Annotated in this window: 13 protein-coding genes; 7 read left to right on the forward strand and 6 right to left on the reverse strand. The window is 72.6% G+C overall.

Going from position 1 to position 14,393, the window contains the following annotated elements; all coding sequences use genetic code 11:
• Positions 1-7: 7 nt before the first annotated feature.
• The gene (locus tag E6U81_RS06835; protein ID WP_136229168.1) at positions 8-550 is read right to left on the reverse strand and encodes a DoxX family membrane protein; all 543 of its coding nucleotides are present in this window, start codon (positions 548-550) and stop codon (positions 8-10) included.
• A gap of 225 nt (positions 551-775) precedes the next feature.
• Between E6U81_RS06835 and E6U81_RS06840 the strand changes: the two genes are divergently transcribed.
• Complete coding sequence (locus E6U81_RS06840; protein WP_136229169.1) at positions 776-2,419, forward strand: DNA repair helicase XPB; 1,644 nt, start codon at positions 776-778, stop codon at positions 2,417-2,419.
• Here the strand turns inward: E6U81_RS06840 and E6U81_RS06845 are convergent.
• Positions 2,385-3,110: a glycosyltransferase family 87 protein gene (locus E6U81_RS06845; RefSeq protein ID WP_240803688.1), complete on the reverse strand. Its 726-nt coding sequence runs from the start codon at positions 3,108-3,110 to the stop codon at positions 2,385-2,387. The genes E6U81_RS06840 and E6U81_RS06845 overlap by 35 nt on opposite strands.
• A gap of 265 nt (positions 3,111-3,375) precedes the next feature.
• Here E6U81_RS06845 and E6U81_RS06850 point away from each other — a divergent pair, with 265 nt between their 5' ends.
• Positions 3,376-4,605 (forward strand): serine hydrolase domain-containing protein, encoded by a 1,230-nt coding sequence (locus E6U81_RS06850; protein ID WP_136229170.1) that lies wholly within the window; start codon positions 3,376-3,378, stop codon positions 4,603-4,605.
• Positions 4,606-4,679: 74 nt separating this feature from the next.
• Here E6U81_RS06850 and E6U81_RS06855 read toward each other — a convergent pair whose 3' ends face one another.
• Positions 4,680-4,865 carry a hypothetical protein gene (locus E6U81_RS06855; RefSeq protein ID WP_030662445.1) on the reverse strand — a complete coding sequence of 62 codons (186 nt, stop codon included), beginning with the start codon at positions 4,863-4,865 and terminating at the stop codon, positions 4,680-4,682.
• Positions 4,866-5,176: 311 nt separating this feature from the next.
• On the opposite strand from E6U81_RS06855, the gene E6U81_RS06860 reads away from it, so the two are divergent.
• On the forward strand, positions 5,177-7,267 hold the full coding sequence (locus E6U81_RS06860; RefSeq protein ID WP_136229171.1) for an AAA family ATPase: 2,091 nt from the start codon (positions 5,177-5,179) through the stop codon (positions 7,265-7,267).
• 204 nt (positions 7,268-7,471) lie between these two features.
• Here E6U81_RS06860 and E6U81_RS06865 read toward each other — a convergent pair whose 3' ends face one another.
• A complete protein-coding gene (locus tag E6U81_RS06865; RefSeq protein WP_136229172.1) occupies positions 7,472-8,179 on the reverse strand; it encodes a copper homeostasis protein CutC in 708 nt (235 codons plus the stop codon).
• A 110-nt stretch (positions 8,180-8,289) separates the two neighbouring features.
• Here E6U81_RS06865 and E6U81_RS06870 point away from each other — a divergent pair, with 110 nt between their 5' ends.
• The 4 genes from E6U81_RS06870 to E6U81_RS06885 all read left to right on the forward strand — a co-directional run bounded on the left by E6U81_RS06870 (position 8,290) and on the right by E6U81_RS06885 (position 12,032).
• Positions 8,290-8,979 (forward strand): hypothetical protein, encoded by a 690-nt coding sequence (locus tag E6U81_RS06870; RefSeq protein WP_136229173.1) that lies wholly within the window; start codon positions 8,290-8,292, stop codon positions 8,977-8,979.
• Positions 8,980-9,075: 96 nt separating this feature from the next.
• Entirely contained in the window at positions 9,076-9,963 is an 888-nt protein-coding gene (locus E6U81_RS06875) for an HAD family hydrolase (RefSeq protein ID WP_136229174.1), read from the forward strand.
• Positions 9,964-10,029: 66 nt separating this feature from the next.
• A complete protein-coding gene (locus E6U81_RS06880; protein ID WP_136229175.1) occupies positions 10,030-10,653 on the forward strand; it encodes a hypothetical protein in 624 nt (207 codons plus the stop codon).
• 161 nt (positions 10,654-10,814) lie between these two features.
• A complete protein-coding gene (locus E6U81_RS06885; RefSeq protein ID WP_168714579.1) occupies positions 10,815-12,032 on the forward strand; it encodes a Cmx/CmrA family chloramphenicol efflux MFS transporter in 1,218 nt (405 codons plus the stop codon).
• A 193-nt stretch (positions 12,033-12,225) separates the two neighbouring features.
• Here E6U81_RS06885 and E6U81_RS06890 read toward each other — a convergent pair whose 3' ends face one another.
• Both E6U81_RS06890 and E6U81_RS06895 read right to left on the reverse strand, forming a co-directional pair.
• Positions 12,226-12,696: a lamin tail domain-containing protein gene (locus tag E6U81_RS06890; protein ID WP_136229177.1), complete on the reverse strand. Its 471-nt coding sequence runs from the start codon at positions 12,694-12,696 to the stop codon at positions 12,226-12,228.
• 434 nt (positions 12,697-13,130) lie between these two features.
• Positions 13,131-14,039 (reverse strand): helix-turn-helix domain-containing protein, encoded by a 909-nt coding sequence (locus E6U81_RS06895; RefSeq protein ID WP_206309862.1) that lies wholly within the window; start codon positions 14,037-14,039, stop codon positions 13,131-13,133.
• Between the last annotated feature and the right edge of the window lie 354 nt (positions 14,040-14,393).

The following is a 14,393-nucleotide window of genomic DNA, read 5'->3' on the forward strand; positions in this document are numbered from 1 at the left end:
CCTGCCGTCAGTCCCGGATGAGCAGGACGATGAAGCCGACGACGGCGCCGACCAGCAGTGCGAGCAGGGAGTAGCGGGGCCGTGATGCGCGCAGCACCGGGAGGTAGTGGTCGGCGGCGTAGCGGCCGGGCCCGGTGAGCGTGAGGGCGACGACCGAGGCGAAGAGCACGACTTCGAGTTCCACGCCCTTGGGCGGGAAGTAGGCGTCGAGGCCTCGGACGTCGAGGATGTTGATGAAGACGCCGGTGAGGGCCGCGCCGGCGAGCGGGGTGAGCAGGCCGAGGGCGAGGCCGAGGCCGCCGAGGGTCTCGGAGAGGCCGGCGATGACGGCCATGGCGTCCCCGGCGGGATAGCCGGCCATGGAGAAGCCCTTGCCGGTCGCGGTGAGGCCCGGGCCGCCGAACCAGCCGAAGAGCTTCATCGTGCCGTGGCCGGCCATCGTGAGGCCGACGACGAGCCGCAGTAGTAGCAGGCCGAGGTCGTGGACGACGGTGGCGGCGGGGGGCGAGGAGTCGAAGAGGAGCGAGCGGTCGAACCGTGTCTGCGTCATGAGCGTCCGTTCGTCAGGAGCGTCCGGTCCCCCCTGGTCGCCTGAGCGACGGCCACCCTATGACGGCGCTTTCACGATCATCCGTCCGCAACGTCGTGGGGTGCCGTCCTCGACCCGTTCGGCCCCGGCGCGCTCACCTGGGCGCGTCCGCCGGGCGCCGTGTTCCCAGCCCCGGCCCCGTACGGCACACTGGAGGTTTGACCTGAGTGAAACGGGGCGCTGCGCGTGAATGGTCCACTAATCGTCCAGAGCGACAAGACCCTCCTGCTCGAGGTCGACCACGAGCTCGCCGGAGCCGCGCGCCGCGCCATCGCTCCGTTCGCCGAGCTGGAGCGGGCGCCCGAGCACATCCACACCTACCGGATCACCCCGCTCGGGCTGTGGAACGCCCGGGCCGCCGGGCACGACGCCGAGCAGGTCGTCGACGCGCTCGTGGAGTACTCCCGCTACCCGGTGCCGCACGCGCTGCTCGTGGACGTCGCCGAGACCATGGCCCGCTACGGCCGCCTCACCCTCTCCAAGCACCCCGTGCACGGCCTGGTGCTGACCAGCACCGACCGGCCGGTGCTGGAGGAGATCCTGCGGTCGAAGAAGATCATCCCGCTGGTCGGGACCCGGCTCGACCCCGACACCGTGGCCGTGCACCCCTCCGAGCGCGGGCAGATCAAGCAGACGCTGCTCAAGCTGGGCTGGCCGGCCGAGGACCTCGCCGGCTACGTCGACGGCGAGGCGCACCCGATCGACCTGGCCGAGGACGGCTGGGCGCTGCGCCCGTACCAGCAGCAGGCGGTCGAGGGCTTCTGGCACGGCGGCTCCGGCGTGGTCGTCCTGCCCTGTGGCGCCGGCAAGACGCTGGTCGGCGCGGGCGCGATGGCGAAGGCCAAGGCGACCACGCTGATCCTGGTGACGAACACCGTCTCGGCCCGCCAGTGGAAGCACGAGCTGGTGAAGCGGACGTCGTTGACGGAGGAGGAGATCGGCGAGTACTCCGGCACCCGCAAGGAGATCCGGCCGGTCACGATCGCCACGTACCAGGTGCTGACGACGAAGCGGAAGGGTGTCTACCCGCACCTGGAGCTCTTCGACTCCCGGGACTGGGGCCTGATCGTCTACGACGAGGTGCACCTGCTGCCCGCGCCGGTCTTCAAGTTCACCGCCGACCTCCAGGCGCGGCGCCGGCTCGGCCTGACGGCGACGCTGGTGCGCGAGGACGGGCGCGAGTCGGACGTCTTCTCGCTGATCGGGCCGAAGCGGTTCGACGCCCCGTGGAAGGAGATCGAGGCGCAGGGCTACATCGCGCCCGCCGACTGCGTGGAGGTCCGGGTCAACCTGACCGAGTCCGAGCGGCTGGCGTACGCGACCGCCGAGACGGAGGAGAAGTACCGCTTCTGCGCGACGACGGCGACGAAGCGGAAGGTGACCGAGGCGCTGGTGCGCAAGCACCGGGGCGAGCAGACGCTCGTCATCGGGCAGTACATCGACCAGCTCGACGAGCTCGGCGAGCACCTGGACGCCCCCGTCATCAAGGGCGAGACGTCCAACGCGCAGCGCGAGAAGCTCTTCGACGCCTTCCGCCAGGGCGAGATCAGCGTGTTGGTCGTCTCGAAGGTCGCGAACTTCTCCATCGACCTTCCGGAGGCGACGGTCGCCATCCAGGTGTCGGGCACCTTCGGTTCGCGCCAGGAGGAGGCACAGCGCCTGGGCCGCGTCCTGCGCCCGAAGGCGGACGGCCACGAGGCGCGGTTCTACTCGGTCGTCGCGCGCGACACGATCGACCAGGACTTCGCCGCGCACCGCCAGCGGTTCCTCGCCGAGCAGGGGTACGCCTACCGGATCATGGACGCCGACGAGCTGCTGGCGAACGACTGACCGACCGGCCGCGGGCGGTGCGGACCCGCGCGACGAGTACGGCGAGCAGCGGGACGCACCAGACCCACAGGCCCGGCCCGTCCAGCACGAGGGCGCGGCCGGTGGTGGCCAGGTGCCGGGACCAGAACGCGGCGGACTCCTCGGGCAGGACCAGCCGCCCGAGCAGCGCGGTCCCGGCCAGGGCGGCCAGCGCCGTCAGCCCGGCCCGCACCCGGCGGGTGGCCAGCAGGTACGGGACGAGGACCGCCGGGGTCAGGGTGATCCCGGCGGCGATGCCCAGCGCGAAGCCCTTGCCGAGGGCGGCACCGGGGCGGGTGAGGTCCCACACGACCAGACCGGCCAGGGCGAGGTTGATCTGGCCGGGGAGCGGAGCCTGGAAGACCGGCTCCAGCCACAGTCCGGCGATGGTGGCGGCCAGGACGGGCCCGGTCCTGGCCGGCAGCCCCGCGAGGCGGCAGGACAGGGCGATCAGCAGGGCGAGCAGTCCGGCGTTGCCGAGGACGAGCACGGCCTTCAACAACCCGCTCGGAAGCCAGGCGGCGGGCGTGAACAGGATCGCCGCGAACGGCGGATAGCCGGCGGGCGGGCGCCACTCGGCGGCCGAGAAGCCCTCGACGAGGTCATCGGCCATCGGGACGCGCAGGGCGATGCAGAGCACGCCCAGCACGAGCAGCGAGCCCGTCAGCAGCACACCGGCGAGCGGCGACGGCGAGCGCTGGGGGCGGGGCTCAAGGTCACGCGCGTGACCCTAGTGGATCTAGGCGTTCACTCACAGCTCATTGCAACGCATGGCCAACCAGGCCATTGCATTCAGCATCACAATCATTGCAACGATTGGATCCAACTCCCGCATAGATAGGCCATGTAGACCCTAGATGATCGTTGACTGATCAGTGAACGCAATGTAGCGTCGGAGTCGTTCAGCACTTCTCGAACATCGACCACGGGGGATCATCATGGGTGGGAGCAACGGCGGCTTCTCCGGCGCAGGGCTGCGCAAGGTGCGCGACGTGCTGACGCGGCACGTCGACTCGGGGAAGATCCCCGGGGTGGTCGCCCTGATCGGCCGCGGCGAGGAGACGTACGTCGAGGCGATCGGGACGATGCGCCACGACGGCGGCGCGCCGATGGGCCGGGACACGATCTTCCGGATGGCGTCCACCTCGAAGCCGGTCACCATGGCGGCGTCGATGGCCCTGCTCGACGACTGCGCGCTGCGGCTGGACGACCCGGTGGACCGGTGGCTGCCCGAACTCGCCGACCGTCAGGTGCTCAAGCGGATCGACGGCCCCGTGGACGACACCGAGCCCGCGCGGCGCCCGATCACCGTACGGGACCTGCTGACCTCCACCTTCGGCCTCGGCATCGACCTGACGGCCCTGGGCTCCCCGGTCATGAACGCGATCTTCGAAGGAGGCGTCTTCAGCCAGGGCGCCGTGCCGCTGCCCGAGCAGGACGAGTGGATGCGCCGCCTCGGCGCGCTGCCGCTGATGCGCCAGCCCGGCGAGCACTGGCAGTACCACCTCAGCCACGACGTCCTCGGCGTGCTGGTCTCACGCGTCACGGGAAAGCCGTTCGAGACGTTCCTGCGCGAGCGCGTCCTCGACCCGCTCGGGATGAAGGACACCGCCTTCCACGTGCCCGCCGACAAGATCGACCGGCTGCCGCCCAGCTACGCCCCCAACCCGCAGACCGGGGAGTTCACCGTGTGGGACGAGGCGAAGGGCGGGCAGTACAGCGCGCCTCCCGCCTTCCAGGCGGGCGGCGGCGGGCTGGTCTCCACCGTGGACGACTACCACGCCTACTTCCGGATGCTGCTGAACCGCGGCACGCACGGCACCGAGCGGATCCTGTCGCGGCCCGCCGTCGAGCTGATGACCACCAACCGCCTCACCCCCGAGCAGGAGGCCACCCGGTCGGCCCTGGCCCGCGGCGCCGTCCACGTGTCCTTCGGCCAGGGACAGCAGGGCGGCTGGGGCTTCGGCATGGCGGTGCGCACCTACCGCGGCGACTACGCGCCCCTCGGCCAGTTCGGCTGGGACGGCGGAACCGGCACCTCGGCATACGCCGACCCGGAGAACGGGCTCACGGGCGTCCTGCTCACACAGGTCGGACTGACCACCGCGGCTCCGGCGCAGCTCATCCACGACTTCTGGACCACGGTCTACCAGGCGGTCGACGCCTGACACCGGGGCGCGGACCGGGGTCCGGGCGCCGGCCGGGCGCAGGGCGCGGTCCGGGGACCCGGGCGCGCGGCGCCTCAGCGGCGTATGACGCCCGCGTCCTCGGCGTACTCGCCCAGCACGACGACGCTCACGGCGGCCGCCGCGAACACCTTCGCGGCGTGCAGCATGCTGCCGAGGCGGTGGCGGGGCGTGGAGTCGGAGATGGCGGTGGCGCCGCTCGGGCGGCCGCCCTGAATCGGGGTGAAGGTTGCGGTGCTCATGAATCCATGGTGCTCCGCCGCCGCCGGATCCACATCGCTCCGGAGGCCTAATCCCAAGGCCCCCGGCCTCCTCCTCCCGTCGCATACCGCCCCCTAGGGCCCCTCCCCAAGGTCTGACACTCCCGGGTATGACACCCGTACGGAGGTCCCGGCCCCGACGGATTTCCGGCCCGGTGAATCTCGTTCGCGCGGGCGCGCCGCGCTGGCTAGAATCTCCGCTCTTGCCGCCTCCCACCGCCTCATCGGGGAGAGCCGCCCGCCGGCCGGAAACCGGGGGCTTCTGTTCCGTACCAGCAGCTGGAGGCATCCCCGTGCCCGCGCACGCCCCCGAGACCACCCCCGACGACGCGACCCCGCCCGCCGACCCGCTGGGCCGCGAACGGGCCCACCTCGCCGCCTCCCGCTCCGCCCTGCGCGCCATGCGCGAGGACGTCGAGGCCCTCGACATCCGCGACGTCACCGCGAACTGGGTCAACGCGATCGTCCTGCAGGCCCAGATCGACGACCGCATCAAGGCCCTCGCCGACCTCGCCCACACCCCCCTCTTCTTCGGCCGCCTCGACTACCTCCACGCCCCCGGCGCCGACCTGGCCGAAGGCGCGGAGGGCGAGCAGTTCTACATCGGCCGCCGCCACGTCCACGACGCCGACGGCGACCCGATGGTCATCGACTGGCGCGCGCCCGTCTCCCAGCCGTTCTACCGGGCCTCGAAGAAGGACCCGCAGGACATCGCCCTGCGCCGCCGCTTCGGCTACACCGGCGGCGAGCTCACCGCGTACGAGGACGAGCACCTGTCCGACCCGGCCGAGGCGGCCGCCGTCAGCAAGCTGCTCCAGCAGGAGATCGAGCGCCCGCGCGTCGGCCCCATGCGGGACATCGTGGCCACGATCCAGCCGGAGCAGGACGAAATCGTCCGCTCCGGCCTGTCCGGCTCCGTCTGCGTGCAGGGCGGCCCCGGCACCGGGAAGACGGCCGTCGGCCTGCACCGGGTGGCGTACCTGCTGTACGCGCACCGCGAGCGCCTCGCCCGCACCGGCACCCTCGTCATCGGGCCGAACCGTTCCTTCCTCCACTACATCGAGCAGGTCCTCCCCGCCCTGGGCGAGCTGGAGGTCAAGCAGGCCACCGTCGACGACCTGGTCGCCCGCGCGGGCCTGGAAGTGCGGGGCACCGACCCCGCCGAGACCGCCGTCGTCAAGGGCGACGCCCGCATGGCGGAGGTGCTGCGCCGCGCCGTCCGTTCGCATGTCGGCCGCCCCACGGAGCCGCTGATGGTGGTCCGCGGCTCACGCCGCTGGCGGGTGCCGGCTTACGAGCTGGAGGAGATGGTCGAGGAACTGCAGAACCGCGACATCCGCTACGGCGCCGCCCGCGAGGCCCTGCCCCAGCGCATCGCGCACGCCGTCCTGGTCCGCATGGAGCAGGCGGGCGAGGCCCCGGACGACCGCGTCCAGGACGCGGTGGCCCGCAACGCGGCCGTGAAGGCAGCGGTCAAGGAGGTCTGGCCGCTCGTCGAACCGGCGAAGCTGGTCCTGCGGCTGCTCTCCGACCCGGACTTCCTCGCCGAGCACGCGCAGGACGTCCTGACGGCGGACGAGCAGAAGCTCCTGCTGTGGCCCAAGCCGTTCCGGAGCGTGAAGTCGGCGAAGTGGTCGGCCGCGGACCTGGTCCTCATCGACGAGGCGTCCGACCTGGTGGAACGCACCCACTCGCTCGGCCACGTCGTCCTCGACGAGGCGCAGGACCTCTCCCCCATGCAGTACCGAGCGGTGGGACGGCGCTGCACGACCGGCTCGGCCACGGTCCTGGGCGACCTCGCGCAGGGCACCACGCCGTGGGCCACGCGCAGCTGGGACGAGGCCCTGGCACACCTGGGCAAGCCGCAGGCGGTGCTGGAGGAACTGACGGCGGGCTTCCGCGTGCCGCGCGAGGTGATCGCCTACGCCTCCCGCCTGCTGCCGGAGATCTCCCCGGGCCTGGCCCCGGTCTCCTCGGTCCGCGAGACGCCCGGTTCCCTGCGGATCGCCGAGATCGCCGAGGTCGCGGACCTCGATGCGGCCGTGCTGGAGGCCTGCCGGGAGTCCCTGACCCACGAGGGCTCGATCGGCCTGATCGCGGCGGACGCCCGGATCCCCGCCCTGGCCGAGGCCCTGCTGGCGGCGGGGCTGCCGTACCTGTCCCCCGGTGAGGAGACGACCGCGCAGTCCCGCCTGACCCTCGTCCCGGCCTCGCTGGCGAAGGGCCTGGAGTACGACTACGTGGTCCTCGACGAGCCCGCGGCGATCGTCGACGGCGAACCGGACGAGCGGACCGGCCTGCGCCGCCTGTACGTCTGCCTCACCCGAGCCGTCTCCGGCCTGACGGCGCTCCACGCGACCCCCCTCCCGCCGGCCCTGGCCTGACCGGCGGACCCGGCCGGGGGGATCGCCCGCGGCACCACCGCGCATCCGTCCCCGGCCTCCGGCGGGCCTCCCGAGGCTCCGCCCCTGACCCCGCGCCTCAAACGCCGGCGAGGCTGGAGTTCCGGCCTCGCCGACGGACAGAGCGCGGGGTGACGCCGGCCGCGCTCCCATGGCCGGCCGGGGGCGGGGACGGGGTGGTCGCGGTCAGACGCCGACCGGGCCGGAACCGTCCAGTACGGCCCGCCACTCGGCGACCGACGCCGCCGAGACGGGCCGCCCCCACCCGTCGGGGCGCGCCGCGCCGCCGATGTGGAAGGCGTCGATCCCGCCCGCCCGCAGCACCGGCAGGTGCGCGAGGGTGAGCCCGCCGCCGACGAGGATCCGCGGCCCGTACCCCGGCTCGCCACCGCGCGCCGCCTCCGCCAGCAGCACCGCCAGCCCCTCGTCGACCCCGGCCGCGGAGCCCGCCGTCAGGTAGGTGTCCAGGCCGGGCAGGTCGGCCAGCGCCTTGCGCAGCTGGTCCCGGTCCGCCGCGCGGTCGATCGCCCGGTGGAAGGTCCAGGCGCAGCCGTCCAGCTCCGCGACGACCGCCTCGACCGCGGCCAGGTCGGGGCTGCCGTCCGCGTTCAGGAAGCCGAGGACGAACTCCCGCGCCCCCTCCGCCCGCAGCTCGCGCGCCGTCGCCGCGAGGACGGGGACGTCGCCCGCGGCGAAGCCGTCCGCCTTGCGGATCATGACGCGCAGCGGGATGTCCACCGCCGCCCGGATCGCCGCGAACGTCTCGCGCGCCGGGGTGAGGCCGTCGGCGGCCATGTCGGTGACCAGCTCGAGGCGGTCCGCCCCACCTGCCTGGGCCGCGACCGCGTCCTCCACGTCGAGGGCGATCACCTCCAGGAGCGCACGGTTGCTCATTCGATCCCATCCTTCGGAAGAACGCACAAAATAGGTCTAGTCCAATATCCAGGGTACGGGCCTCCGGCCGCGCTCCACCAGCACAATCACGCCACCCCCACAATGTGCGCATGGACATAGGCATCCCGAGCACCGACACCACGGACCTCCGCGCCCGCTGGCGGGCCACCGTCGCCGAGGCCGGCGCCCCCGCCGACCGCGATCCCGCGCCCTACGCCGACCGCCTCCTCACCGCCTGGGCGGAGCCGCAGCGCCGCTACCACACCACCGCGCACCTGGCCGACGTACTCGCGCGGGTCGACGTACTGGCGCCGTACGCCGCCGACCCCGCCGCCGTCCGGCTCGCCGCCTGGTTCCACGACGCCGTCTACCGCCCCGACCGCTCCGAGAACGAGGAGCGCAGCGCCGCCCTGGCCGAGCGCGCCCTCCCCGAGCTGGGCATCGACGCCGCGCGCACCGCCGAGGTGGCCCGCCTGGTCCGGCTCACCGTCACCCACGACCCCGCCCCCGGCGACACCGACGGCGAGGTGCTCTGCGACGCCGACCTGGCCGTCCTGGCCGGCACCCCGCAGGCGTACGCCGCCTACGCCGCCGCCGTCCGCGACGAGTACGGCTTCGTCCCCGACGACGCCTTCCGCACCGGCCGCGCCGCCGTGCTCCGCCAGCTCCTCGCCCTGCCCCGGCTCTTCCGCACGCCCCACGGCACGGCGCACTGGGAGGCCCCGGCCCGCGCGAACCTCGCCGCCGAACTGGCCGAGCTGGGGGTTGAGACGGAAGATCGGAACAGCAACCGGCGCTGACCTGGATCGTCGAAGATGTCCGAAGTCCGGGAATGACCGCAGGCCGACCGTCCTGACCCGCTGAGGCGCCGAGGTGCACCGCGCCAAGGAGTGCTTATGCCCGAGAAGGTCCTCGCGAGCTGGAGAGACGGCCCGGCCAGAGGGGCGATCGTGGACTTCGTCGCGGCCGCGACGACGCCGGGGCCGGCGTTCGTGGAGCCCGCCGATCGAATCGCCACGTTCGACAACGACGGAACCCTGTGGGTCGAGCAGCCGCTGCCCCCGCAGTTCGACTTCGTGTTCCGCACGTGGGCGGAGGAGGTGAAGGCCGACCCCTCGCTCGCGGCGCGGCAGCCGTACAAGGCGCTCATCGAGAAGGATCCGGAGTTCTTCAGCGGCCTGGGGAAGCAGGACCCCGATGTGGTGGAGACCCTGCTGGAGGCCTTCACCCGGTCATGGGCCGGCACGACGCCCGAGGAGTTCGACGCGCAGGTGCGCGAGTGGACCGGGACGGCGAAGCACCCGAAGCTCGGAGTTCCGTACAGGGAGCTGGTCTACCGGCCGATGCTGGAGCTCTTCGCCCTGCTGCACACGAACGACTTCCGCGTGTTCGTGTGCTCCGGCGGTGGCCGCGACTTCATGCGCGTACTCGCCGAGGAGACCTGGGGGATTCCCAAGGAGAACGTCATCGGCTCGGCCGCCGCGTACACCTACGCCGACGGGAGACTCGTCCGCTCCCGCGAGCTCCTGGGCAGCCTGGACCTGGGCGCGGGCAAGCCCGAGCACATTTTCGCCCACACCGGCCGACTGCCCGTCTTCGCGGGCGGCAATGCCGACGTGGACATCGAGATGCTCGCCAGCGCCCGGTTCGCCCTGCTCGTCAACCACGACGACGAGGAGCGCGAGTTCTCCTACACCCGGGGTGCCGACGCCTCGCTCGCGAAAGCCGCAGAGCTCGGCTGGACGGTCGTGAGCATGAAGGACGACTGGGTCACCGTCTTCTGACCGGGGCCGCAGAAGCCACCTGGACGCCTCGGCACGCCCGCCGTATCCGTACCCCGTGGAGTTCGAATGAACGACCTCATCGCCGTCGACGTCCTGCTCAACCCGGACGAGAGCATGATCGCCCTCGCGAAGCGGGTCAACGCCCGGATGCTCACCAGCGTGCCCGCACCGACGGGATTCGCCCTCGACGAGCACCACCAGCCGCACATCACCACACTGCAGCGCTACGTGCGAACCGCGGCCCTTGACCAGGTGTACGCGGCCATCGACGACGCGATCGCCTCCGTGGACCTGTCGACCCTGAAACTGACCACCCACAGCATCGCCCACCTGGCAGTGCAGTCCTCGATCGGGCTGGCCGCGATCGTCGTCACACCCGGGCCCGAGGTCCTCGACTTCCAGGCCCGCCTGATCGACGCCCTGCGCCCCTACACCGGCAGCGGCGGCACCGCGGACGCCTACGTCCGCACCGACGCCGAACCGGAGATCAACACACCCACCCTCACCTACATCGAGAACTACGTCCCCGACCACAGCGGCGAGAACTACCTCCCCCACGTCACCGTCGGCCTGGCCACCATCGAAGCCGAGCCGCTCGATCCGCTCACCTTCTCCGCGAGCGGCATCAGCATCTACCAGCTCGGCAACAACGGCACCGCCGCCAGAGCGCTCAAGACCTGGGGCGTGTAGAGCGAGGATCCACGGCCTGCCCGAGCAGCTCACCGATCAGGAGACTGCCGGGTGCGTCCGAGCCCGGTTCACACGGCCGTGACACGCCGGGGGGAATTCGACGGCGTTCACACCGGTTGGTGACAGTCATGCCCGCAGATGCCGTACGCCCCCGCCCCCGCATGCCCGTGGCCGTCTACGTGCTCGGTCTGTCCGTCTTCGCACTCGGCACCAGCGAGTTCATGCTCTCCGGGCTGCTGCCGCCGATCGCCGACGACATGGGCGTCAGCATCCCGCAGGCGGGCCTGCTCATATCCGCCTTCGCGATCGGCATGGTCGTCGGCGCACCCCTGCTGGCCGTGGCCACCCTGCGCCTGCCCCGCCGCACCACCCTCGTCGCCCTGATCGGCATCTTCGGCCTCGGGCAGGTCGCAGGCGCGCTGGCCCCCTCCTACGAGCTCCTCTTCGCCTCCCGCGTGGTCGCGGCCCTGGCCTGCGCCGGCTTCTGGGCCGTCGGCGCGGCCGTCGCCATCGCCATGGTCGACAAGGACCAGCGGGCCCGCGCGATGGCCGTGATGATCGGCGGCCTGTCCATCGCGAACGTCCTCGGCGTCCCGGCCGGCGCGTTCCTCGGCGAGCACCTGGGCTGGCGCTCCGCCTTCTGGTCGGTCGGCGCGGCTTCCGCGGTCGCCCTCGTCGGCATCCTGGCGCTGATTCCCAGGATCCCGCTGCCCACCGAGCGGCCGACGCTCCGCCGCGAGCTGCGCATCTACGGCGACCGCCAGGTGTGGCTCGCGATCGGCATCACCGCGCTGGCCGCGGGCGGCGTCTTCTGCGCCTTCAGCTACCTGTCGCCGCTGCTCACGGACGTGGCCGGGCTGGACTCGAAGTGGGTCCCGTGGATCCTCGGCCTCTTCGGCGTCGGCGCGCTGGTCGGCACCACCATCGGTGGCCGTGTCGCCGACGCGCACCTGTTCGGCGTGATGATCTGGGGCATCACCGCCTCCACGCTCTTCCTGACCGTGCTCGCCCTGCTGGCATCGGCCGCGGTCGCCGCGATCGCCCTGTCCTTCCTGCTCGGCGTCTCGGCCTTCTTCACCGCTCCGGCGCTCAACGCCCGCATGTTCAATGTGGCCGGCGCCGCCCCGACCCTGGCCGGGGCCACCACCACGGCCGCCTTCAACCTGGGCAACACCGGCGGCCCCTGGCTGGGCGGCACCGTCATCGACGCCGGCCTGGGCTTCTCCGCGACCGCCTGGGCGGGCGCCGCCATGACGGTCACCGCGATCGCCCTCACCGTCCTCGCCCTGCGCCTGGACCGCCGCACCCCGCCGCGCCCGACCCACGTGATCACCGGCGGCGGAGCCCCCCTCCCCGCCGAAACCCCGGCCCACGCCTGACGGAACCGCACCGTCGTGCGGCGGCCCGTCGGCTGCACCGCTGCGGAGCCCGGCGGGGCCGCCCTTCCGGACGGGCAGGTTGGGCCCGTAGCACGCAGCGGAGCGGGCCGTCGCCCTGTGGGGCGACGGCCCGTGTGTGCGTGCCGGTCAGTGGCCGGTGGCCGTGTGGGCCGGCTGGGGGTGGGGGTGGGGGTTAGCGGCGGCGGCCCCAGGTTTCCGTGTCGACGGTGCGGCCGCGGTCGTCGCGGAGGGTGGCGGTGTCGGAGCGGTTGTCCCAGACGTAGTCGCGGCGGTCCTGGAAGAGGTCGGTGCGGGTGTCGCGGCCGTTTCCGGTGTGGATCCGGATGGTGTCGCGGCCGCCGATGCGGACGTTGTCGAAGCGGTAGCGGTTGCCGTCGTTGTCGCGCAGGGTCCAGCCGCGGAGGTTGATCGGGTTGCGGGTGGTGTTGCGGATCTCCACCCACTCGGCGTTGAGGGAGCGGTTGGAGCGGTCCTCGCGTCCGGGGCTGTCGGCCTGGACCCGGCTGATCTCCACCCGCGGCCGCTGCTGGTGGTGGCGGTCGCCGTCATGGGCGGCGGCCGGCAGTGCGGCGGCCGAGACGATCGCCCCGGCGGCCAGGACGGTGGCCGCGATACGGCGTACGGAGGAAGAAGCGGAAGACATAGGTGGCGCCCCTCAAGAACAGTCCCCCACCAGCCGAAACACGGTGGTGAAGGCCTTTGCGGTGTCGGCCCGGTTGAGCCGAGGGCCACACTCTCGACCCGACACGAGCCCCGGCGCAGCCCCCGCCGACGCCGGTTACCGGACACGGACATATCCGTCACAGTCGACTTCCGGATGCACGCATTCCGCCCGAACGTGCCCCTGACATTCACTGACCGCTACACCCACCCGCCCCGCAAACCGGACATCAGGGTCAACATGCTCCGGCGCACCACCGGGCGCACTCCTCGGTCGCCTCACCCGCTCGGACCAGGCGGTCACGTAACAGCCGTTCTGCGGAATTCTTCGTACGCATGTTCGTGATGCGTGCAGGTGTCCCGTCCAGAAGGGCGCGAAAAGGCGGGGCCGGGCGGAGCGGGATGATGCGGCCGTGGTCAGCCTGCGGGGTGGGGTCCCGGGGGGTCGGGTCGGCAGCCGCGGCAGCGGCCGGGGGTGGGGGCGCGGAAGGCGCGGTCGCAGGTCTCGCAGGTTCGGAGCGGATGCCTGACGGCGTCCGGCGCTGCCGCCGGGGCGCTGAACCGCGGCACCGGCGGGAGCTGGGCGGCGAGGCGGTGGGCCAGGAGGGCGGCCGGACGGTGCAGGGGCTCCGACGGCAGGCCGGCCGTCAGCGCGTGGTGCACGGCGCTCGGCGGCAGGTCGCGCTCCAGCCAGGCCGCGACTCCGGGGGCGAGGTGCCCGGCCTCCGTGGCGGAGAGCAGCAGGCGGGGATCCCCGCGGCGCAGGCCTGCGAGGACCTCGACGGCGGTCCCCAGCAGGTCGGGGGCCGGGTATGCGGGCTGCGGCACGGCGGGGAGGGCGCGGCGCGGCGGCTCGCCCTCCCGGCGCACGGGGCGCCGGGCCCGCGGCTTCGGCTCCGGTTGCGGCCCGTCCGCTGCGGCACCGGACCGGCGGCCCGGCTGGTTGCAGGAGACCGTGCGGGTCACGACGCGGCCGCTGCTGGTGCGCTCGCAGGTGCGGCGCAGATAGCCGTGCGCCTCCAGTTCGCGAAGGGCTGCGGCGATCCGCGTCTTCCCCTCGGGGAACCGGGCCGCCAGGGTCCTGATGTCGATGAGCGCGCCGCCCGGCAGGGACTGGATGTGCACCGCCAGGCCGATGGCCAGCAGCGACAGCTCGGCGTGCTGGGCCAGGTGGTTGCCGATCACCGTGAAGCGGCTGGCGTGGCGGGAGTTGTCGTGGATGACGCCGCCGGAACGGGCTTTCGCTCGGGTGCCCCGGGAAGGGTGGTTTTCCTCGCCGTTACGGGGCTGGGCGTGCGGACGCACGCTACTGTTCTGGGTATCCATCAGGAAGCTGTTCTCTTCCTCGGTGGTCAGGCCCCCGCACCGGGATTCGCAGTCCCGGCGGGGGCCGACGCATGTCAGCAGTGGTGTGCTCTGTCGCGCTGAGCGTAGATCAGGCAACCCGCCCCGAAGCCAGTCAAGTTGGTCTTTTTCACTCAAGCGAGTGAGCTTGCGCCATGGGCAGGACCGGCAGGGTCCGGCGGGGCCGGTGGGGCTTGGTGGGGGGTTCTTTCTGCCCGTGTCTTGAGTACCGGGACCGTCCCCGCCACCGGCGTCCCACCGCACGGGCTCCGGTCCCGGTCGCCGCTGCGGACCCCGGTTCCTACGATGGGAAGGTCGGCTCGGGGACCGCACACC

It is taken from the genome of Streptomyces sp. A0592 (assembly GCF_004795115.1).
GTDB classification, from domain to species: domain Bacteria; phylum Actinomycetota; class Actinomycetes; order Streptomycetales; family Streptomycetaceae; genus Streptomyces; species Streptomyces erythrochromogenes.